The sequence below is a fragment of the Clostridium sp. LIBA-8553 genome, assembly GCF_057782465.1.
In genome coordinates this window covers 268139-290928 of sequence record NZ_CM173489.1, presented here as the reverse complement: position 1 = coordinate 290928, position 22790 = coordinate 268139, and the positions used below count along the sequence as shown (strand labels likewise).

The 22790-nt window shown below is 29.6% G+C and carries 21 protein-coding genes; all 21 read right to left on the bottom strand.

Features of this window, described 5'->3' with window-relative positions; all coding sequences use genetic code 11:
- Position 1: 1 nt before the first annotated feature.
- The gene (locus AC2JAQ_RS01225) at positions 2 to 1195 is read right to left on the bottom strand and encodes an electron transfer flavoprotein subunit alpha/FixB family protein (RefSeq protein WP_488457515.1); all 1194 of its coding nucleotides are present in this window, start codon (positions 1193 to 1195) and stop codon (positions 2 to 4) included.
- Between the two features lie 12 nt (positions 1196 to 1207).
- Positions 1208 to 1996 carry an electron transfer flavoprotein subunit beta/FixA family protein gene (locus AC2JAQ_RS01220; RefSeq protein ID WP_488457514.1) on the bottom strand — a complete coding sequence of 263 codons (789 nt, stop codon included), beginning with the start codon at positions 1994 to 1996 and terminating at the stop codon, positions 1208 to 1210.
- A 99-nt stretch (positions 1997 to 2095) separates the two neighbouring features.
- Positions 2096 to 3619 carry an L-lactate permease gene (locus tag AC2JAQ_RS01215; protein WP_488457513.1) on the bottom strand — a complete coding sequence of 508 codons (1524 nt, stop codon included), beginning with the start codon at positions 3617 to 3619 and terminating at the stop codon, positions 2096 to 2098.
- A 236-nt stretch (positions 3620 to 3855) separates the two neighbouring features.
- A complete protein-coding gene (locus AC2JAQ_RS01210) occupies positions 3856 to 4542 on the bottom strand; it encodes a FadR/GntR family transcriptional regulator (protein WP_488458758.1) in 687 nt (228 codons plus the stop codon).
- 14 nt (positions 4543 to 4556) lie between these two features.
- The gene (locus AC2JAQ_RS01205; protein ID WP_488458757.1) at positions 4557 to 6110 is read right to left on the bottom strand and encodes a MutS-related protein; all 1554 of its coding nucleotides are present in this window, start codon (positions 6108 to 6110) and stop codon (positions 4557 to 4559) included.
- Between the two features lie 234 nt (positions 6111 to 6344).
- Positions 6345 to 7349 (bottom strand): alpha/beta hydrolase fold domain-containing protein, encoded by a 1005-nt coding sequence (locus tag AC2JAQ_RS01200; RefSeq protein WP_488457512.1) that lies wholly within the window; start codon positions 7347 to 7349, stop codon positions 6345 to 6347.
- A 221-nt stretch (positions 7350 to 7570) separates the two neighbouring features.
- On the bottom strand, positions 7571 to 8422 hold the full coding sequence (locus AC2JAQ_RS01195) for a DegV family protein (RefSeq protein ID WP_488457511.1): 852 nt from the start codon (positions 8420 to 8422) through the stop codon (positions 7571 to 7573).
- Positions 8423 to 8949: 527 nt separating this feature from the next.
- Positions 8950 to 10929, bottom strand: a complete 1980-nt coding sequence (gene uvrB, locus AC2JAQ_RS01190) for an excinuclease ABC subunit UvrB (protein ID WP_488457510.1) — start codon at positions 10927 to 10929, stop codon at positions 8950 to 8952.
- An 85-nt stretch (positions 10930 to 11014) separates the two neighbouring features.
- Positions 11015 to 12295: a PDZ domain-containing protein gene (locus tag AC2JAQ_RS01185; RefSeq protein WP_488457509.1), complete on the bottom strand. Its 1281-nt coding sequence runs from the start codon at positions 12293 to 12295 to the stop codon at positions 11015 to 11017.
- 21 nt (positions 12296 to 12316) lie between these two features.
- Positions 12317 to 13600 (bottom strand): S41 family peptidase, encoded by a 1284-nt coding sequence (locus tag AC2JAQ_RS01180; RefSeq protein WP_488457508.1) that lies wholly within the window; start codon positions 13598 to 13600, stop codon positions 12317 to 12319.
- 88 nt (positions 13601 to 13688) lie between these two features.
- Positions 13689 to 14597, bottom strand: coding sequence for a permease-like cell division protein FtsX (gene ftsX, locus AC2JAQ_RS01175; protein ID WP_488457507.1), 909 nt, complete (start codon positions 14595 to 14597; stop codon positions 13689 to 13691).
- A complete protein-coding gene (ftsE, locus tag AC2JAQ_RS01170) occupies positions 14587 to 15273 on the bottom strand; it encodes a cell division ATP-binding protein FtsE (protein ID WP_423237992.1) in 687 nt (228 codons plus the stop codon). The genes ftsX and ftsE overlap by 11 nt, the downstream gene beginning before the upstream one ends.
- Before the next feature lie 208 nt (positions 15274 to 15481).
- On the bottom strand, positions 15482 to 16339 hold the full coding sequence (locus AC2JAQ_RS01165; RefSeq protein ID WP_488457506.1) for a YitT family protein: 858 nt from the start codon (positions 16337 to 16339) through the stop codon (positions 15482 to 15484).
- A 202-nt stretch (positions 16340 to 16541) separates the two neighbouring features.
- Complete coding sequence (locus AC2JAQ_RS01160) at positions 16542 to 17486, bottom strand: transketolase family protein (protein WP_488457505.1); 945 nt, start codon at positions 17484 to 17486, stop codon at positions 16542 to 16544.
- A complete protein-coding gene (locus AC2JAQ_RS01155; protein ID WP_488457504.1) occupies positions 17486 to 18310 on the bottom strand; it encodes a transketolase in 825 nt (274 codons plus the stop codon). Before AC2JAQ_RS01155 ends, AC2JAQ_RS01160 begins: the two co-directional genes overlap by 1 nt.
- Positions 18311 to 18755: 445 nt before the next feature.
- Entirely contained in the window at positions 18756 to 19109 is a 354-nt protein-coding gene (locus AC2JAQ_RS01150) for a type II toxin-antitoxin system PemK/MazF family toxin (RefSeq protein ID WP_011591415.1), read from the bottom strand.
- Between the two features lie 5 nt (positions 19110 to 19114).
- Entirely contained in the window at positions 19115 to 19357 is a 243-nt protein-coding gene (locus AC2JAQ_RS01145) for a hypothetical protein (RefSeq protein ID WP_488457503.1), read from the bottom strand.
- 257 nt (positions 19358 to 19614) lie between these two features.
- Positions 19615 to 20208: a germination lipoprotein GerS-related protein gene (locus AC2JAQ_RS01140; protein WP_488457502.1), complete on the bottom strand. Its 594-nt coding sequence runs from the start codon at positions 20206 to 20208 to the stop codon at positions 19615 to 19617.
- 60 nt (positions 20209 to 20268) lie between these two features.
- Entirely contained in the window at positions 20269 to 21768 is a 1500-nt protein-coding gene (locus AC2JAQ_RS01135; RefSeq protein ID WP_488457501.1) for an NAD(P)H-hydrate dehydratase, read from the bottom strand.
- On the bottom strand, positions 21755 to 22156 hold the full coding sequence (acpS, locus tag AC2JAQ_RS01130; RefSeq protein ID WP_488457500.1) for a holo-ACP synthase: 402 nt from the start codon (positions 22154 to 22156) through the stop codon (positions 21755 to 21757). Before acpS ends, AC2JAQ_RS01135 begins: the two co-directional genes overlap by 14 nt.
- A 51-nt stretch (positions 22157 to 22207) precedes the next feature.
- A complete protein-coding gene (locus AC2JAQ_RS01125) occupies positions 22208 to 22513 on the bottom strand; it encodes a DUF6514 family protein (RefSeq protein ID WP_488457499.1) in 306 nt (101 codons plus the stop codon).
- Positions 22514 to 22790 lie beyond the last annotated feature (277 nt).

The following is a 22790-nucleotide window of genomic DNA, read 5'->3' as shown; positions in this document are numbered from 1 at the left end:
ATTAAAGCACCCCTTCCCCTTTTATTTTTTCAATAAGCTTAGGAACAACCTCATAAATATCTCCAACTATTCCATAGTGAGCAACCTTAAATATTGGTGCCTTTTCATCTTTATTTATAGCAAAGATATAGTCTGAGTTATTCATTCCTGCCACAAACTGAATAGCTCCAGAAACACCACAAGTTATTATAAGTTTGGGTCTTACTGTTCTTCCGCTTAATCCAACTTGTTTATTTGCATCAGCCCATCCAGATTCTATAAGAGGTCTTGTAACGGCAAGCTCTCCTCCTACTAAATCCGCAAGTTCCTTAATCATCTCTAAGTCTTTTTCTGATTTAACTCCTCTACCTGCCACAACTATTACCTCAGCATCTGATATGCTATGTTCTTTAGCCTTTTGTTTAATTTCCTTAACTTCTATATTTGATTCTAACTTATCTTTTTCTATTTCAAAGTATTTAATCTCTCCAGTACATTCTTCATTTCTTGCTGGAGCAGACATAACCTTATATCTAACTGTTGCCATTTGAGGTCTTGAATTTGGAGTTACTATTTGTGCCATAATATTACCACCAAAGGCAGGTCTTATTTGAACTAAATCTGTATTCTCTTTTATATCTAATATAGTACAATCTGCTGTAAGGCCTGTTCTACATCTTGCTGCAACTCTTGGAGCTAGTGATCTACCTAATGTTGTTGCTCCAACTAATATTGAACATGGTTTAATCTTGTTTATAAAGTCATAAAAAACAGCTGTGTATGGCTCAATTCTAAAGTTTTCAAGTTCTTTATAATCATATACAATAACTTCATCTACTCCATAATGTAAAAGCTCTCCAGCCTTATCTTTTATTCCATTCCCCATAAATAAACAATAAACCTTTTGATTAACCTTATCTGCAAGTTCTCTAGCTTTTCCTATAAGTTCTAAAGTTACTGGATGAATTTCTCCGTTAACATGGTCAACATAAACTGCTATACCATTCCATTCATCTTTGTTTACTAAAATCTTGTCTTCATCTTCTACGAACTCAAAGGCACCTTTCGGTCCTTTTCTAACACATACCTTACACATTCTACAACTTGCATTTATTTCGACTTTACCATCTACTACTTCCATAGCTCCAAAAGGACATATTTTTATTACACTATTTACATCATCTATTTTATCTTGATGAACTACTAATCTTCCCATAATTCTTACCCCCTAAATAAACTTAAGCTCTCTTAATTTATCTTCCATCTTTTCACTAAGCTCTGATGGATTGCCTGTCCAAATTTCATGATCATCATTATTGCTTGGTGGAAATATTCTTTCAACTTGAGTTGGTGATCCATTTAAACCATATTTCTTTTCATCCTTATCTTCAAAATCACTTAAGGATATTACATTTATCTCTCTTTCCTCTGTTTCAAGTTTCTTCTTATAGGAAGGTAATCTAGGTTGAAAAATATCTTTATCTACAGTTAAAAGACAAGGATATTTAACTTCTAAAACTTCTATTGTATTAGGCATATCCATTTCAACTTTAATAAAATCATCATTAACATCTAATATTTTTCTAACATTAGCTACATGAGGAATTCCTAAATATTCAGCCATTTCAGGGCCAACCTGTGCTGTATCTCCATCAGTAGTTTGTTTACCACAAAGGATAATATCAAAATCTCCACATTTTTTAACTCCTTGAGATAATGTATATGAAGTTGCTAATACATCGGCACCAGCAAATTTTCTATCTGAAACTAAAGTTCCTTCATCTGCCCCCATAGAATAGGCCTCTTTTATTACAGCCTTAGCTTGTGGTGGTCCCATACTTATTACCTTTATTTCTCCACCTTTTTTCTCTTTTATCCTTAAAGCAGTTTCCAAGGCGTATAAGTCATATGGATTCATTTTAGAATCTACTCCATCTCTCTTTAAAACTCCTGTTTTTTCATCAACTTCAACTTTTGAAGTACCAGGAACTTGTTTGATACAAACCATAATTTTCATAAAAATCACTCCATTCCCTTTCTAACTCTATTTAATTGTTTATTAATTTTAAATAGAGACTTTAAGTTATATAAATTGTTAAATAAACGTTTTCTAAAACTATGTGAAAATTAAGCTTCCTACATAACTTATTACACCTAATAAAATCACATATACTATACATACCTTTAATGTAGAGTTTAATATCTTACCTTCTTTTCCAGCTAAGCCTGTGGCAGCTGTTGCTACGGCTATACTTTGAGGAGATATCATCTTACCAGCGGTGGCTCCACAAGTATTAGCAGCTGTTAACCAAGCTGGACTTATTCCTAAAGAATTTGCAGCTTGTGCTTGAAGTTCACCAAATAAAACATTAGCAGAAGTATCACTTCCTGTAACAAAGGTTCCTAAAGCTCCAATAAAAGGTGCTATGAAAGCATAAAATGAACCAGTTACCATAACAAGAACAGTTGCTATAGATGCAACCATACCACTGTATCCCATTACTTTTGCTAAAGCTATTATTGAAAGTATTGTTATGGTTGACTTACTCATCTGTCTCATTGTCTTTCCCAAAATTTCAATCATTTCTTTAAAGGAAGCTCTTTGTATAAATCCTCCAATAAATGCGGCTATCAATATTAATACTCCTGGTGTTGTTATCCATACAAAGGTATATGGTTTAGCCCCTACTCCTGTATAAATATTGACTGAGGTCTTTATTTCACTTAATTTATCATATAAGCTTGGAAATAATGGGCTAACTCCAATTATTATTACCAATATTAATATAAATGGTGAAAATGCTCTTAACACTTTTTTTAATTCAATTTTTTCTTCATTCTTCAAATTCTCACTTTTTTTATAGAATTTTTTTGCTATGAAAATTGTGACTAATAAAGAAACTATTGATCCCAAAACTGCTGGCAATTCAGGTCCTAAAAATTTTGCCACAAGAACTTGTACAATGCCAAAAGAAAGACCTGAAGCTAAGGTTATTCCAAATACTCCTTTTATGCCTTTCAAGCTTTTCTCAGTTAAAGCAACCAATATAAAAGGAATTAATACCACAAAAAGAAATAATTGTATTACTACGTAATAACTTAGAGGCTCTATAGGAACTCCCGACACGTTAGATAACGTTATCACAGGGAGACCAATTGCTCCAAAAGCAGTAGGAGTTGTATTAGCTACTAAGCAAATAACACATGCAAAAAAAGGATTAAATCCAAGGGCAGCCATTATTCCAACGGGAATTGCAACGGCTGTTCCAAAGCCAGCTACAGCTTCTAAGAATCCACCAAAACCCCATGCTAATATAAGAACCAGTATTCTTTTATCGTCACTAACATTTGTTAGCATTGACTTTATAACATCCATAGCCTTTGTATGAACAACTAAGTTATAAGTAAATACCGCAGCTACAATAACTACCATTATTGGCCAAATTCCTAGAGCAACCCCTTCTAAAACCGCTGTTAAAGAATCTCTTATTGACATTTTCCAAGAAAGTATGGAAAGTACTATGGTAATTATTAATGCTATTGGACATATTTTATGAGCTGGAATTTTTAAAACTCCAAGACCTATAATTAGAATTATTATAGGTATAAGAGCAAGAAAAAACATAAGATAAATATTCATTTTTTCACCCCTCATAATAACTTTATACCATTTAGATAATTTGGTATGACCAATTTTGTTTTGTAAAATATGGCATATTAAAATAATATGCCATATTAAAATTTATATACCCAACGTCTCTTTTTATACCCTAAATTAACCATATACCTTTTATTTATTTTAGTCAATTTATCAAGTTATTATATAGGCTTATAATAGATTAAAAATCACTTTTATTTAAAATAAAGTTTGTATAACTAAATATTTTCCTTTATTAATTCAAAATGCTCTTGCATATGTTTATACGCAGAATAGGCATCTCTATTCTTTATAGCTAAATATATCTTTTCATGAAATTCTAATAATTTTTCTCTATTATTTTCATTACTTAAAATAGCTCTTCTTCCTTCACTTATAAATTTATCTACTAATTCAGAAACACCTTCTAAAAGATTTGTTATAAGCACATTGTTTGCTCCTTTAACAATAATGCTATGAAACTCACTATCAATCCTAACATTTTCTTCCTCATTTGTTGATACTTTAAGTCTATCTATAAGCTCTCCTATTTTTTTTAAATCCTCTTCTGATATTCTCATTACAGATAAAAATATAGTTGATAACTCTAGAACCTCTCTTAGTTCAAATATATCTTTGTTAGTTCCATTTTGAAGCATAAACACTATAGAAAGTGGCTCTAATAATACATCATCAAATTCTTCTCTTATATAATTTCCTGCTCCCTGTCTACTTTCTATTAATCCAACAACCTCTAAAGCTCTCATAGCTTCTCTTATAGAAGTCCTACTTACTTGCAGTTCCTCTGCCATAACTCTCTCTGTAGGAAGTTTATCACCTTTTTTTATCTGCCCTACTCTTACCATCTCTTTTATTTGATCAACAACCTGTTCATAAACTTTCGTGTTTTTAACTGGTTTAAACATCATAACAATCCTTTCTAAATAAAACCTTCTAATTTTTCTGATCTTTCATAAGCTTTCTTTATTATTTCCTTTGGATATCCTATATAATCTAATAATTTTATAGCATTTCTAGTTTTAGAAACTCCTTTTTTAAGTTTATAATCGAAGCTTAAGCCTTCTTTACTATCAACACTTTCACTAAAATAGTAAAATTCATAATTATCCTTTAATATATCAACTAATTCTCTGTCATGAGTAGCCACTATAGATATACTATTCTTCTTATTTATATAAGTAAGTATTTCAGCTGAGGCTGATATTCTCTCTATAGGATTTGTTCCTCTAAATATTTCATCAATTGGACAAAATACTGGTAAATCTTTATCTAATGCTTTTATTATTCTTAAAATTGATTCTGCCTCTGCCATGTAGAAACTCTTACCACTACTTAAATCATCATTTGGACTAATTGAAGATACTATATTGAATATAGGTGCTTCATATTTCTCTGCTAAAACAAAGTCAAAGGTTTGAGCCAAAAGCATATTTACTCCTAACATTCTTAAAAAAGTAGATTTACCCGACATATTAGTTCCTGTAAGAACAATTCCTCTCTTACTCATGTTTATTGAGTTTGCTACAGGATTCTTTATGATTGGATGTAGTCCATTTTTAACTCTTAATGTAGTTTCTTTTATAAATTTAGGCCTATTAATTCTATCCTTCTCTTCTACCTCATAACTACCAACAGATATTATAGCTTCAATATTACCTAAAGCTCTATAAAGATTTAAAATTGAAACCTTATTCTTCTCTATAGCATCAGCAGTTTTATAGTAAGCTGCCTCTTCTAATAAAAATAATACAGATATAAACTCAAATACTCCGCCCCACATATTAGCGAAGCCTATTATTTTAGTATTTCTATCTATTGATTTTAACTTATTTAAATTTTCATTTATTTCTTCTTTAAAGCTATCTAAACCCTTATCTTTAATAGCCATTATTTTTTTAGTTGATTTGATTACTTTTCTTAAATAAATTAATCCATTAGATTTAATATGTTCTCTTTCTTTACTATTTAAATACATATTAAAAAAACTTAAAAACATAAATATAAGCATTGCTCTTATATCTACAAATATAGCGATAAGTATTAGTATTGCTGGTAGAATCTTACCTAATACTGTATATGCATAGTACTTAAATTGATTGGATTCTATTAGTTTTTCATCAATCATATCTAGTAAACTATTTTTCTTATCCATTCCTAAATCAAAAAATATGCCTAAAATCTTAGTTCTTATTTTTTCATTTTCTTTAAAATACTCTATAGTATTATTTCTTTCATTTAACTTCTTTTCATCATTCAAAGGATTTCTAAGCATTGAATAAAGTGCAGATTCTCCTACACTACTGTAGTTTCTATCCAATTTTGAATAAACCTTATCCAAATCTAAATCATGCCAAGTCTGTTCATCTATATGATAGTCTTCTTTTTCACTCATATCATATAGTTTTCTTATGTTCTTAAAATTTCTTTTTTTATCCATTGATTCTGCATAGTCATATCTTATTAACCTTAGCATTCTTTCTCTTGGAAAAATCTGCTCTTTCAAAGATAATAATAAGGTTTTATCATTTTCATAACTCATCTTAAAGCTCCTCATCAACATAAAAAATTTATTCTCTTAATTATATATTTTTTTCTAATAAAAGGGAAACTATTTACAATTTAAAATTTGCTTTTATTATATACATAATTAAATAAAGCATAGAGTTACTTACCCTATGCCTTATTCTCTATTATATTTTCTAAAAACTTAGAACTTAGTATTAAAAAGAATAAAATTTAAAACTTTAAAGCCTAATTCAAATACTTCATTTACATCTACCTGCGAAAAATCATGTCCACTATTTTCTAAGGTTAAAATTTGCACCTCATTTCCAGCAGCTTTACTCTTATTATATAAATTAACAGAATTACTGTAAGGAACTAACCTATCTTGGCTTCCATGAACTATTAATGTTTTAGGTAAATTAGGTTTAATATAATTTATTGGACTATATTTATCCATGTATTCTTCTATACTTTGCTCTCCTCTTAGCTGACTTTCTGTTTTGGCTATAGAATTATTTAAATCCCATGATGCCATACTCATATCTAAAGTATCTAGCTCTGTTGGTCCAAAGAAATCTACTACATATTTAACCTTTGATGGATATTTAGCAAGCTCTTTATCATCAACAAATTCATCATCTCCACTATATGCTGCTAGTAAAGATAAATGAGCTCCAGCTGAAGCCCCTATTAACCCTATTTCATTTGTATTAAATCCATAAGTATCTTTGTTTTTGTAAACCCATCTTATAGCATCCTTAACATCTGATGCCTGTTTGTTAAAATCAACCTTATCATTAGCAAGTTCATATCCTACACTTATTATGGTATAACCTTCCTTTCTAAAGGAATCTAAAAGAGGCGCTATAACATTAGGAATTTCCTTACTTCCATAAATCCAACTTCCACCATGAACATAAAGAATTACTGGTGAACCATGCTTTAATTTCTTTTCTGGTCCATAAATATCTAAAGTTTGTGGTTTTCCATTAGTGTTCTTATAAACAATATCTTTAAAATCCATATCTTCGCTCATTTTCATATTTTTTAACTCATCTATACTTGGCGGATTCTCCTTTAAAGCTAAGTATTCTTTTCCTATATTTATGTAAAATCCGATTTGTCCCCTAAAAGAATACGCAACTACACCTAAGATAATAGTTAAACTAAGAAATATTATTCCTAAAACTTTAAAAAACTTTTTCATTTCACAACCTCCTTTATCCAGTTTATAAAAATCTTTAATATTTTAGCCTATAAGTATAAAACTTTAATAATCTTTCTTAATTCTTACATAAATAATATCAAAATTAAAGTGTTTATTATTTATAAAAAAGTTACTTTTTACAAACAATTAAGTAAACTAAAAAGGTTATATCAAATTATATAATTTGATATAACCTTTTTAATCAGCTTTATTTAATAAAATTAAGATTCTCTAGCATAAGCTATTCCAACACTTTTAACTCCTACATGTACACCTATAACTGCACTTATTTCACCTATCATTGAATCTAAATCTAATTCCTCTTTAAGTCTCTTAGCCAAATCTCTGGCCTCATCCTCAGCTAATATATGACATACAACAGCTTGCTTTATTCCTTTTTCTTTTAGATCATGTTTAACTACATCTATAATTTTATCTATAGCTCTTTTCTTAGTTCTAACTTTATCCATTACTACAACAGCACCTTCTTTAACTGTTAATATTGGATTTATTTTTAGAACCTTTCCAACTAATGCGGCAGCTCCACCTATTCTTCCGCCTTTTTTAAGATTATCTAAAGTACCTGGAACAAATATAATCTCTGATTCTTTTATAGTTTCTCTAACTATTTTTGAAACTTCATCAAAGTCTTTTCCTTCTTCGGCAGCCTTTGCACCTTCTAAAACACCTATTCCAAGTGCCATTACTGAAGTTTGAGAGTCTATAAGATCAATTTTAACATCTGGATATTTCTCTAAAATCATATCTTTTATTATATGTGATGTTGTATATGTTCCACTTAATTTAGATGATATAAACGCTGCAACTATATCATGACCATCCTTAGCAAACTTCTCAAAAGCATTATAGAATTCATCCATTGATGGTTGAGATGAAGTTGGAAGTTTATCACATTTTGCTAGCTCTGCATAAAAAGCTTCACTATCTATGTCTACCTCCTTATAACTTTCTCCATTCATTATAACGCTTAAAGATACTATCTCTACTCCATACTTTTCTGCTAACTCTTTTGGTATGCAGCTAGTACTATCTGTAATTACTTTAACAGCCATATATTCCTCCTAAAACTTAAATACATTCTTTCAGCTCTTTTAGATTTATCTATAATATTAAATATTAAATCTCTATTACTAATACACTCTAATAGCGCTCTTACTTATATACTTATGCTTTTTCTTTATATTATATTTTATCTAATTTTATTATATAATTTATAAATTTATATAAAGCACTTAGATAAATTTAATTAAGAGAAGATCCTTTCTTCTCTTAATAATTAACTCTCATATTAAACTTAAAACAAATTCCTATAAAATATCATAAAAAATTAGCTTATTGATTTTAATAATCTATTATCCATTTTAACATCTAATTTAAATTTGTAAAACTTTTTTCACTCTACTAATTATATTATTAAACAAATTTATCGTAATTCCTTTATAAAATATTCCAACAAATTAATAGTTAGCAAAATTTTAATATTCACTTCTATTTAGCTAGCATTAAACTTGCTATTCATCTAAATAAACATATACTTTAATTTACATATAGTAAAATTTATATTGGCTCAAACACCATTTTATTTAGTATTTTTCTTTAAATCCTTTATTATATCTCTAAGCTCAGCAGCTCTTTCAAACTGAAGATTTTTAGCTGCCTCTTTCATTTCTTCTTCATATTGTTCTATAAGTTTTTCTATAGGAATATCTTTCTTAACAGCTTTTTCAACTTCAGTTTTATAACTTTCTTTTTCTTCTGAAACCTTAGTAGCCTCTATTATATCTCTTACGCCCTTAATTACAGTAGTTGGAGTAATTCCATGTTCTTCATTATACTCCATTTGAATAACTCTTCTTCTCTCAGTTTCTTTAATAGACTTATCCATAGATTTAGTAATATTATCTGCATACATTATTACCTTACTTTCAGAGTTTCTAGCTGCCCTTCCTATAGTCTGTATTAAAGACGTTTCTGATCTTAGGAATCCTTCCTTGTCAGCATCTAATATTGCAACTAAAGCAACTTCTGGTATATCTAACCCTTCTCTTAAAAGGTTAATTCCTATTAATACATCAACTTCTCCAAGTCTAAGCTCTCTTATTATTTTCATTCTTTCTAATGTATCTATATCTGAATGCATATATGTAGCTTTAACATTTAAATCTTTTAAATACTTAGTTAAATCCTCAGCCATTCTCTTTGTAAGTGTTGTTATCAGAACTCTAAAACCTCTTTGAACAGTTCTTTGAATTTCTCCATAAAGATCATCAATTTGGCCTTGAATAGGTCTTATCTCTATTACAGGGTCTAAAAGTCCTGTAGGTCTTATTATCTGTTCTGCAACAGTATTAGAATGCTCTATTTCATACTCACCAGGAGTTGCACTTACGAATACCACTTGGTTTATCTTGCTTTCAAACTCAGTAAATTTAAGAGGTCTATTATCAAAAGCACAAGGTAATCTAAAACCAAAATCAACTAAAGATGTCTTTCTTGATCTATCCCCAGCGTACATCGCTCTAACCTGAGGTAATGTAACGTGACTTTCATCTATAAACATTAAAAAATCTTCTGGGAAATAGTCAAGTAATGTTTGAGGTGGAGTACCAGGTGCTCTACCATCTAAAATTCTTGAATAGTTCTCTATTCCTTGACAATATCCCATCTCTCTAATCATTTCTATATCATAGTTTGTTCTTTGCTTTAATCTTTGAGCTTCTAGTATTTTATCCTCAGCAGTAAGAACTTTTAGCCTATCTTCAAGTTCATCTTCTATTACACTTATTGATTTTTCTAAAGTTTCTTGAGAAGCAGCAAAGTGAGATGCTGGAGTTATAAGAACATGTTGTCTTTCTCCAATTATGTTTCCAGTTAAAACATCAAACTCTCTTATTCTATCAATCTCATCTCCAAAGAATTCAACTCTGATTCCCTTTGATGATGAAGATGAAGGAATTATATCTAAATTATCTCCTCTAACTCTAAAGGTTCCTCTAGAAAAATCTATATCATTTCTTTCATATTGTATTTCTATAAGCTTTTTAATAACCTCATCTCTGTCTTTAATCATTCCTGGTCTTAATGAAAGAGTAAGCTTCTTATATTCTTCTGGGTTACCTAATCCATATATACATGATACTGAAGCAACTATTATCACATCTCTTCTTTCTAAAAGTGCTGATGTAGCGGAGTGACGTAATTTATCAATTTCGTCATTAATAGAAGCATCTTTTTCTATGAAAGTATCCGTTTGAGGAACATATGCTTCTGGCTGATAATAATCATAATATGAAACAAAGTACTCAACTATATTATCTGGAAAGAATTCTTTGAACTCAGCACAAAGTTGAGCTGCTAAAGTCTTATTATGTGCCAATATAAGAGTTGGCTTTTGAGTTCTTTCTATAATATTCGCCATAGTAAAAGTTTTTCCTGATCCTGTAACCCCTAAAAGAGTCTGTCCTTCATTTCCATTCTCTATTGATTTAACCAAAGTATCAATTGCTTTAGGTTGATCACCTGTAGGCTTAAACTTTGATTGTATTTTAAATTCTCCCATGACTTTCCCTCCTTGCTATAAAAGGGCTGTATCAAATTTACTTTCAATTAATTATGTAAGTATTTGATACAGCCACATTAAACCATTATTTGTTTTTTTCCTCTTCATCATTATTAGCTTTTCTAAGTTTTTCTAATAATTCATCAACTTCCCTATTAAAAGATATTCCTTTTGGAACCAACACTATTCCAAATAATTTACCTCTATCTTTACCCGATATGGTATGATTTTCAATAGTTCCATTATTTTTTCTTATCTCAAAATCAACTCCATAAAAATTCTTTTTTATTGCCATAAAGACTTCTTTTTCATTTTTAGGAATCTCTCCATTAATCTTAATTATTTTATCCCCACTTCTTAATCCTTTTGCATATGCAATAGAATTTGGAAGTACATCCAAAATACATATTTCTTCATGCTTAGAAAAATATAGTGGTTCTCTCATAACTTCTAGTTTTCTCTCTATATTAATTCTTAATTCATACAATAAAGGAACTAAAACAATTAATGCAATTGTAAAAATAAGATTTTGTCTTGAAAAATAAGCTAATATTATAACTAATATACCATATGCAATATTAAATAATCCAGAGGTTAGAGTCTTTCTCCTCTTACTCTGAGTAAATGTAGATGACTCATATGAAGTTACTCCATATGCGGCCATAGTCCCTAAAACTGTTGCACTTATTATTGCAAGATATTTCTCTCCACCAAAGAATGACAACCATTGAGGCAAATCTTTAATTTCATTAATAATTGAAAGACCACTATTAGTTCCTAATACAACTAAAAGACATACAGGTAATGCCCAAAATCTCCTAAAGCTAAAACCGCCTACAAGATTTCCATCTTTTTGAGTAAATATAGGTAAATATCCCCTATCTCCGTCAATCATTGTTAAAATACCTTCAACAATTGAGAATACCCCTATTAAAACAATTACTGATGTTAAATTAACAGAAAAATTAAATCCATTTCCAAAATATTCAGTATTACTATTCAATAAAATGGCTATTATTCCTAATACTGATGCTATATATGGTATTTTAATAAATCTATTTTTATATACTATAGAAAATACTGATACTGTTAGAATGACATTTATTAAAGAACTGTTTTCAAAAGTTACTCCTAAAAAACTTAGTAATAAACTTGCTATAACGCCACCTAATATACCAATTAAAAGTTGTGATAAAGTCATCTCAAGAGGAGACTGCACGCTCCTCCCAAGCATTAACTTTTGCATAAATGCTATTTTTCTATTTTTAAAATAGAATAAGATAGCTATTACTATTAACATTAAAGATAAGGTAGGACTTATTAATGCGTAAGATATTGCTCTTATATTTTCTATAAGTAAATTCATTTTAAGTCCTCCAAAATTTTATTATTTCATCTTTTCTTGCATAATCTCTAAAGCTTTTTCAAACTGTGGATCAGTACTTCTTGAATATGGATTTTCCTTAAGCTCTGCTGGATATTCTACTGTGACATCAGGTGCTATGCCCTTCTTATGAATATTCTCTCCATTTGGAGTATAATATTTTGAGATAGTTACCTTTAAAGCAGTTCCATCTTTTTCTTGCCCAATTTTATCTAGAACAACCTGAACTATTCCCTTTCCAAATGTTGTTGTTCCAACTAAAGTACCTAGATTATAATCTCTAATAGCTCCTGCCACTATTTCTGATGCAGAGGCAGTTCCTCCATCAATTAAAACAACCAATGGCATACCTTGTGCTATTCCACCTTTAGATACACTTTCTTCTTTATTACCATATTTATCTATTGTAGACACTACAACTTTATCCTTTGGAACAAAGTTTGATACTAAGTCTACACATTCTTTCATAAATCCTCCTGGATTTCCTCTTAAATCAAGTATTAACCCTTTCATTCCTTGATCTTCTAAAGCTTTTAATTGAGTTTCAAAATCTTTTGCGGTTCCTTCATCAAAAGCTAATACCTCAATATATCCAATATCACCATTAATCATTTCGCTTTTTATGTTAACTGTCTTGACTACATCTCTCATGACATCAACGTCAAATTCGCCTTTACCTTCTCTATATAATGTTAATTTTATATTTTCTTTTGTTGTTCCTTTCATCATTGAGACAGCCTTATCTAACTCTTCTCCTGAGACTGGTTCTCCATTAATCTTTAGTATAACATCTCCTGTTTTTATTCCTGCCTTTTCTGCCGGACCTCCTTCAATAGGTGAGACTACTACTATTTTATTATCCTTAACTCCTACTTGAATTCCGACTCCCATATAGTTTCCTTGGCTCTTTTCCTTAAAATCTGAAAATTCTTTTTCATTCATATAGTAAGTATATTGATCTCCTAAAGATGCAACCATACCTTTTATAGCTCCTTCAGCTAACTTACTATCATCTATTTCACCATCATACCATCTATAAAGCATTTCTCTTATATCTAAGACCTTTTTGAAATTTTCTGTATCATTTACTTTTTCTAATGATGCCTGAACAGCATTAACATTAGTTATTGGTAAAATTCCAATGGCCGTAAGCCGATTACCAGCATAAACAGAAATACCCACTATAAAAACCAAGGCTACTCCTATAGCTATAACTCTTAATCTTTTTTTCATCTTATGATTCTTATTATTCTCATTTTCTCTTTTTTCACCATCTTTGTGACTCATAAAACCCACCCTTTCAAAAAAAAAGCTTAAAATACACTATATTTAAATAGTTTACGTATTTTAAGCTTTTTATATTCTATATTAAATATTAAACATCTAAGAATTTTCTTAAAGCTATTATACTACCTACTGCACCGATAACAATACCAGCTAGTATGAACTGCCATGACATTGTTGTTAATACATACATTGGTGGTACAAATTGTGGCATATATAATGATGATGCTGCTACAACTTTTCCATACAATAAATTATATCCAGCAAATAATAAAAGTGTTGATAAAACACCACCAACAAGTCCTATTATAACCCCTTCAATTACAAAAGGCCATCTTATGAACCAGTCAGTTGCCCCTACAAACTTCATTATTCCAACTTCTCTTCTTCTTGAGTAAACAGTTATCTTTATTGTATTTACTATTAGGAATAGTGATACACCTACGAATACTATACCTAAAACTAATCCAACTGTATTAATAACTTTTACAAATGAGTTTATAGTTCCTATAAGCTGTTCATCGTTACCTACATCTTCAACTCCATCCATGTATTTGTTATCAGTCTTCATAGCACTTTCAACACTGCTAGCTACATCTGGATTTTCTAATCTTACTATGTATGAAGCTGGTAATGGGTTGTTTTCTTTGCTATATCCAGCTAATATTTCTTTATTGTAATCACTTGAACCTTCCATCTTAGCAAATGCTTGATCTTTAGATTCAAATACTACTTCTTTAACACCTTGAACAGTTTTAATTTTTTCCTCTATAGCTGTCTTTTGGTCTTGAGTTGCATCGTCTTTAAGGAAAACATTAATCTCAACCTTATCTTGAACATTTGTTACACCATTTTTAACATTTAAAGCAGTTAATAAAAATGCTCCAAATATGAATAATGTAGTAAGAACTGTTGCTATAGATGCTATACTTATTGTTCTATTTCTTTTTAAACTTTTGAAAGCATCTGATATGAAATATCCTATAGTACTAAACTTCATATTCATATCCTCCTTTCTGAACATCACTAACTACTTCACCTTTATCTATAGCTATAACCCTCTTCTTCATTGAGTTAACTATTTCTTTAGCATGAGTAGCCATAACTACTGTTGTACCAGCTTTGTTTATGTCATCTATTAATTCCATAATTTCTTTAGCTGTATCTGGGTCTAAGTTTCCTGTTGGCTCGTCAGCTATTAAAACCTTAGGATTATTAACTATAGCTCTTGCTATTGAAACCCTTTGTTGTTCTCCTCCTGATAACTCATTTGGGAACATTTTATATTTATTAGATAATCCAACTAGTGATAATACCATTGGAACTCTTTTTCTTATTTCTTTTGGTGTAGCCCCTACTACTCTCATAGCAAAAGCAACATTTTCATAAACATTAAGAGTTGGTATTAATCTAAAGTCTTGGAATACCATTCCTATTTTTCTTCTATGATAAGGTATTTGTCTTCTCTTTATTTGAGATAAATCCTCGTCCCCCATAACTATGTTTCCTGTTGTCGGTTCAACTTCCTTTAACAACATTTTAATAAAAGTTGATTTACCAGCACCACTAGGCCCTACTAAGAATACAAAATCACCCTTGTCTATGTTTATATTAACATTTGACAGTGCTTTTACATTCTTATTATAGACCTTGCTAACATTCCTAAATTCTATCATTGTTAACACTCCTTAATAACATTTTCTACTCAACAAATTAAAAATCTAAACATAAATTTAGATTCATATATATATTTAACCTTACCCGATTGCTATCAACACTAATCTATTTTACTATTTTACTCTATTTTTCTACATTAATCTACTTAATTTTTGTTAAAATTCTATGTGTTAATGTAAAGCAAGTTTATTATATCATAATAAACTGCTAAATTTCTACCAAATCGAGAAAACCTTCCCCGAAGACCTCTTTAGCATCATTTACTGTAATAAATGCTTTTGGATCTATCTCTTTTATCTTTTTCTTTAAGCTTATGAACTGTCTTCTATTTACAACTGCATAAAGTATAGTCACAGGTTTTTTTAAATATGCTCCTTTTCCCTCTATCTTAGTACATCCTCTATCGATTTCCTTCATTATTACCTGGGAAATTTCTTCACTTTTTTCACTTATTATTAAAAGTTGTTTACAAGAATTAAAACCTTCTATTATTTTGTCGATTAATGTTCCCATTATGAAAACCCCAATTAATCCAAATAAGGCTTTATCAACTCCAAATACTAAAAGAGCACATACAACTACAACACAGTCAGCACATAAAAGTGACTTACCAATATCAATGTGTAAATACTTATTTAATATTTTAGCAACAATAGCAGTTCCACCAGTTGATGAATTTTGACTAAAAACTAATGCTATTCCACAGGCTGCTACCACGCTACCAAATATAGTAGCTAAAAACATATTCTCAGTTACTGCAAAAGTTGGTAAAAAACTTTCTATTAAGCTTATTGAAAATGATAATCCAAAAGCAGCATATATGCTACGTCCACCAAAATTTCCACCTATAAGCCAAAAAGCTAATGCAAAAAGTATTACATTGGCAATATTCATAAACATTCCTTGTGACATTCCAGTTATTTTATTTATAACTAAGGCTAAACCAGATATTCCACCTGCAGCAATGTCGTTAGGATAATAAAAGTATTCTAATGATAAGGCTAAAAGAATTACTCCTATAGTAATTATTCCATACTCCTTTAACGTCTTCACACTAATCTTCATTTAAAGACCCCCTTAATAAATTTATATTTAATTTGTTCTCCCCATTTTAAATTAACTATTAATTTATTACCTTCAATTTTTAATATTACCACCTTCACTTATATTTTGGCAATTAAATTCAAATTAATATTATTTTGTATTTTTATTCCTAAAAAAAACAGCATGAGAAAAATTACTCATGCTGCAAACTTACTATTTAAGATTATCTTTTTAAGCTTATTGCCTTTTTAGCAGCTTTAACTGCTTCATCTGAAGTTAATCCGTAAGCTTTTAATAATTCATCTGGTTTACCACTTTCTCCGAATGTGTCTTTAACACCAACTTTAACTACTGGTACTGGATACTCTTCTCCAACAACCTCAGCTACCGCTGATCCTAATCCACCAATTATATTATGCTCTTCTAATGTAACTATTGCACCTGTTTCTTTAGCAGCTTTTAATATAAGCTCTGAATCTATTGGTTTAATAGTATGTATGTTTATTAATCTAGCATTTATACCCTCTTTAGCTAAAGCTTCAACAGCCTCTATAGCTACGTCAACCATTATACCTGTAGCAAATAATGTTACATCATTACCTTCTTTTAATTCTATACCTTTTCCAATTTCAAATTTGTAATCAGGTCTATCATTTATTACATTAACTCCAGCTCTTCCTAATCTTACATAGCAAGGTCCGTTATACTCAGCTATTGCTCTAATTGCAGCTTCTGTTTCAACTGCATCTGATGGGCAGATTACTGTCATGTTTGGTATACTTCTCATTAATGATAAGTCTTCTATAGCTTGGTGTGATGCTCCATCTTCACCAACTGTTAAACCAGCATGAGTAGCACATACTTTTACATTTAATCTTGGGTAACATATTGAGTTTCTTATTTGCTCAAATGCTCTTCCAGCAGCAAACATAGCAAATGTACTAGCAAATGGAATTTTTCCACAAGTTGATAAACCTGCTGCTACTGACATCATATTTCCTTCTGCAATACCCATATTTATAAATCTTTCTGGACATGCTTTTTTGAAATCTGCAGTTTTAGTTGATTTTGAAAGGTCTGCATCTAAAACTACTATGTTTTTATTTTCGTTAGCTAAAGCAGCTAATGCTTTTCCGTATGCTTCTCTAGTTGCTATTTTCTTTGCCATTAGTTGTCCCCTCCGATCTCTTTTATAGCTTGCTCACATTGCTCTTTAGTTGGAGCTGTTCCATGCCAAGCTGCTTCATTTTCCATAAATGAAACACCTTTACCTTTTACTGTGTTACAAACTATGCAAGTTGGTGCTCCTTTTGTACTCTTAGCTTTTTGTATAGCACTCATTATTTCTTCGTAATCATGTCCATTTATAACTATTACATTCCATCCGAAAGCTTCGAATTTTTTATCTATTGGACAAGGACTCATTACTTCCTTTATATCACCATCTATTTGTAATCCATTGAAGTCAATGAAAGCTGTTAAATTATCTAGTCTATAATGAGCTGCTGACATAGCTGCTTCCCAAACTTGACCTTCCTCTAACTCTCCATCTCCTAAAATAGTAAATACTCTATAATCTTTATTATCTAATTTACCAGCTAAAGCCATACCTACAGCTGCTGATATACCTTGACCTAAAGAACCAGTTGACATATCAATTCCTGGTAAGTCGTTCATATTTGGATGTCCTTGAAGGTTTGAACCAAATTTTCTTAATGTTGTTAATTCTGCTGGATCAAAATATCCTCTTCTTGCTAAAGCACTATATAATACTGGTGCTGCATGTCCTTTTGATAAAACGAATCTATCTCTATTTGGATCCTTTGGATTTTTTGGATCAATATTCATTTCATCGAAGTATAAAATTGTTACTATATCTGCGATTGATAAAGATCCACCTGGATGTCCTGATGCTGACTCAGTAAGCATAGTTACTATGTCTTTTCTTATAACCTTAGACATGCTTTTTAACTCTTGTATCTTGTTGCTCATAATGACCTCCTGTACATTTATGTAAACTTTTTTTTAAATATTGTTTTACCTTTTTGCCAAGTTCATTCTATCACAAAAAATTAATTTTTCATATAGCAATTTTATATTTGTGCTAATCTTTTTCTCCAAATAGCCTTCATTAAGCATACATTAATACTTAATTAGACTACTCTACTTCCCTTTATTTTTAAGAACTCAAAGCTATTTTTCTTAGATTAAAGTCTATAATAGTATATCCTGGATAAATTTTTTTATGAAAAAGTTTTAAATAGAGTATCACATTTATATCTTTAATACTATACAAAAAGTTATATCGATTACATTCATTTATTTTTTAAATTATTTCTCTTATGCATTAAAAAAACAATAAAAATCTCCTTTTTAATAGCTTTTTCAAAAAAATTAAGGCTATGATTAAAAATTTAATCATAGCCTGACTTATCTTTTACTGTAAATTTAAACTTATTAGTAGAGATTTATTAACTTTTTTCATATCCTCTTCAGTCATATGTCCAATTTTTTCTTTTAATCTTTTCTTATCGAGAGTTCTTATTTGTTCTAAAAGAACAACTGAATCTCTATTTAATCCATATTCCTCAGAAGAAATCTCTACATGTGTAGGTAATTTTGCTTTATTTATTTGAGAAGTTATAGCCGCAACAATTACAGTTGGACTATATCTATTTCCTATATCATTTTGTATTATTATAACCGGTCTTATTCCACCTTGCTCTGATCCAACAACTGGACTAAGATCAGCATAAAATATATCCCCTCTTTTTACATTCAAACTAGCCATTTATATCACACTCCGCAAAGCCATGTCTCATATTCTATTTGATCAAAGTATTCTACAGAAGTTCCTTCTTCAGCATATTGTGAATTTATTAAAGCCATAGCTTTATATCCTTCCTTCATTGCTTCATAAAAGTCGTCTTCTTTTTTGCCCTCACTATATGTTATTAACTTTTGTCTTTTTAATTGACTAAAATTCTCAATTTTTTTTTGTTTTTTTAAATTTTGTTTATTAATCTTTGATACTGACATGAACACCACTCCTAAATGTAAAAAGAGTTCTAAATTTATGTATAAATTATATTACAAAATATGCCACTTTGTCAAAGATTTCGTCCTAAGCAAATGATATTTTTTGACATAATATTTACTTTTTAATTCGTTTCCCTCTATTTTTTCCTAATTAAATATATTAAATATGTAAAATAACAATTCCTAATACTAATTTTCTTTAAATAAATTAAATAAATACTGTGGTTGTTTAAATTTAAACAACCACAAAAATAAATTTAATTTTTAACCTTACTAAAGTTGTTAAACCTTATAGAAACACTTTCCGAATCCTCTCTTCCGTAAATTACAGCCTCCTTAGGAACCTTTTTATTAGCATCTATAATAATTACTTCCCTTGCAAAATTCTCATTTCCATTTAAATCTTTAAGCTCTAATATTACTTCAGATTTCTCATTTTCATCATTCCATCTATAAGTAAAGTTATGTTCTTCATTACATAAATCTTTTAATTCATTTATAAACATGAATCTATAAAACTGGTCATAATCCTTTCCAACTTCATAAGTTTTCTCATCCTTAAAGTAGTTTATTATTATTTTATCTTCTTTAAATAATTGTTCTCTATCATCTAAAACAATCTTTGTTCCCAATTCTTCATCATAATAAATTCTACCTTTTTCTTGGAACTGTCCTCTAGAATTTTTGACATCATATGTTATTTCTGTCTCATAAGACTCTATAGAAAACATATCCTCTAATATATCTTCTGGTGTTAAATTATAAGTTCTTTGGTAGATAGCTAGTCCACCTATAACTCCTAAGATTATAATTAATAGTATTATGAGTATGGCATCCCTCTTGTCTCTCATGAAAATCCTCCTATTGAAACCTTATACCTTACATACTATTAATTAGTAATCTTATTTATTCTAAAAGCTAATTAATTCTTTCATTTTATTAGGAATATTCTTTATGATTTCCATAGCACTTACTGTAAAACTTTCCTTTGATAACTCTTCACCTATGTATCCGTGTATATATGCTCCTAAAACGGCAGCATCAAAAACATCCAACCCTTGAGATATTAAGGAAGTAATAATTCCTGTTAAGGTATCACCCATTCCACCTGATGCCATAGCACTATTTCCAGTAGGATTTATAAATACCTTTTCACCATCTGTTATTACTGTGTTATATCCCTTTAATAAAACTATGATTCCATTTTCTTTTGCATAGCTCTTAGCAATTTCTATTCTGTTTTTCTCAACATCCTTAATCTCTATTCCTAGTAACCTTGCCATTTCACCTGGATGTGGAGTTATAACTATGTTTCCTTTATATTTTTTTAAAAGTGATTTTTCTCTACCTAATACATTTATTCCATCAGCATCTATAACAAGATTTCCATTATAAATTTCTAATACCTCTTTTAATTTATTGAAGGTAGTATCATTATTTCCCATACCAGGCCCAATAGCAACCACATCGCATCCAATTAGTAGATCATTATATTCTTCTAAAGAGTTATATTTACCTGTCATTCCTTCGTTTAACTTAATAGATAATTCACTTTGAACATCTTCATGAGTTAATACTGTAACTAATCCAGCTCCTGTTTTTATTGCAGCACTTCCTGTCATATAAGCCGCTCCAATAAACCCTTTATGTCCAGCAAATATCAAACACTTACCATATGTACCTTTATGTCCAAATTCGTCCCTATAAGGGAACTTACTTATTACATATTCTATATCTGTAAATCTAATGTTATCTGAATATTTATCCACTATGAATTTAGGAATTCCTATATCTACAATTTTTAGATTTCCTATATATTCAAAACTCTTATAATTTAAAAATCCCATTTTATAAACTTGAAAACTTATTGTTTTATTAGCCTTAATAGCTATTCCTAAAACTTCTCCAGTATCTGCATTAATACCTGATGGCACATCTATTGAAACAATAAACTTACTATTTTCATTTATGCATCTTATAGCTTCAAGATACATTCCTGAGATATTCTTATTAAGTCCAGTTCCAAATATACCATCAATAACAATCTGGCTATTTATTATGTCATTTTTTAATTCTTCTATATGTTTAAATTCGGATATATCTTTTATATGGCATCCTAACTTTTCTAATATAGCAAGATTTATTTTATAATCTTCAGATCCATCCTTTTCTTTTTCTAATATATGTACGTAGACTTTTTTACCTTTATTTAACAGATGTCTTGCAATGCCTAAAGCATCGCCACCATTATTGCCCCTTCCAGAAATAATAGTAAAGCTCTCTTTAGTTAAATCTATATTTTCTAAAAATTTAATTATGGCATTTTCCATTAAAACTATACTTGGCATATTAAATACTTCAATATATTCTCTATCCATATTTCTTATACTATTAGAGCTACAAATTTCCATAATACTCACCTTCCAATACAGCATACGCAATAGCACTACTATTATTATGAGAGATACTTAAATGTATCTTTAGTGATTTATTATCTCCAACTAGCTCATTTCCTATTGCCTTAGCACCATTATACAAAGTAACTTCTGGCTTACCTAATTGATTTCTAAGAACTTCAATATCTTTAAAAGAGAATCCCCTTATACCAGTTCCTAAAGCCTTACTTACAGCTTCTTTAGCAGCAAAATTTCCAGCTATAACTTCGCTATTCATACTTCTATTATTAAAATAAGTTATTTCTTTTTCTGTAAATAACTTATTTATAAAACTCCTATTTTTTTGAATAGCTTGCTCTACTCTTTCTATTTCAATGATGTCAATACCAATACCTATTATCATAGAGATCCTCTCCCTTATTTAATTAATATTCTACTATCTCCTATGATACTACTACCAGCCGAAGTCAGCTATACAATTATCGACATCTTCACCTATAACATCTATTAGATGTATAGGTGAAACCTCATATTTATGTAGCTTATTAATTAAACTTTCAACTTTATCCTTATTAGGAGATATTTTCTCAACAGAATCTCTCTCTATCTTGGTTAAAACTTCATCTATAAAATCTTTTCTTTCAACTTCTATGCCATATACCATATTTTTTCCCAAATTGGTTTCTATCAATCTATAAGAAAATTGGTAACATTTATCTTCTAAAGTTACTTCTTTACACAAATTTTTTATGACTCTCATTGAATTTCCCCCTTATTTCCCTATGTTATATGCATGTACGCATCAATTATCTTTATATTACCATCTTTATTTGAAAAAACATGTCAAATCATGCATACTCTTTAGAATTTTTTATCGTTCTTTAACGACATAAGTCCCTTCATCAAAACCCAAAATTCATTTTTTTTGTATTTTTCTGAGAATATTTTATTTTTTTTATTTATATTTTTATATTTTTTCATAGATTCCTAATAAATTTTATGAAAACGATGTAATAACTGAAATTTATCCACTTTTT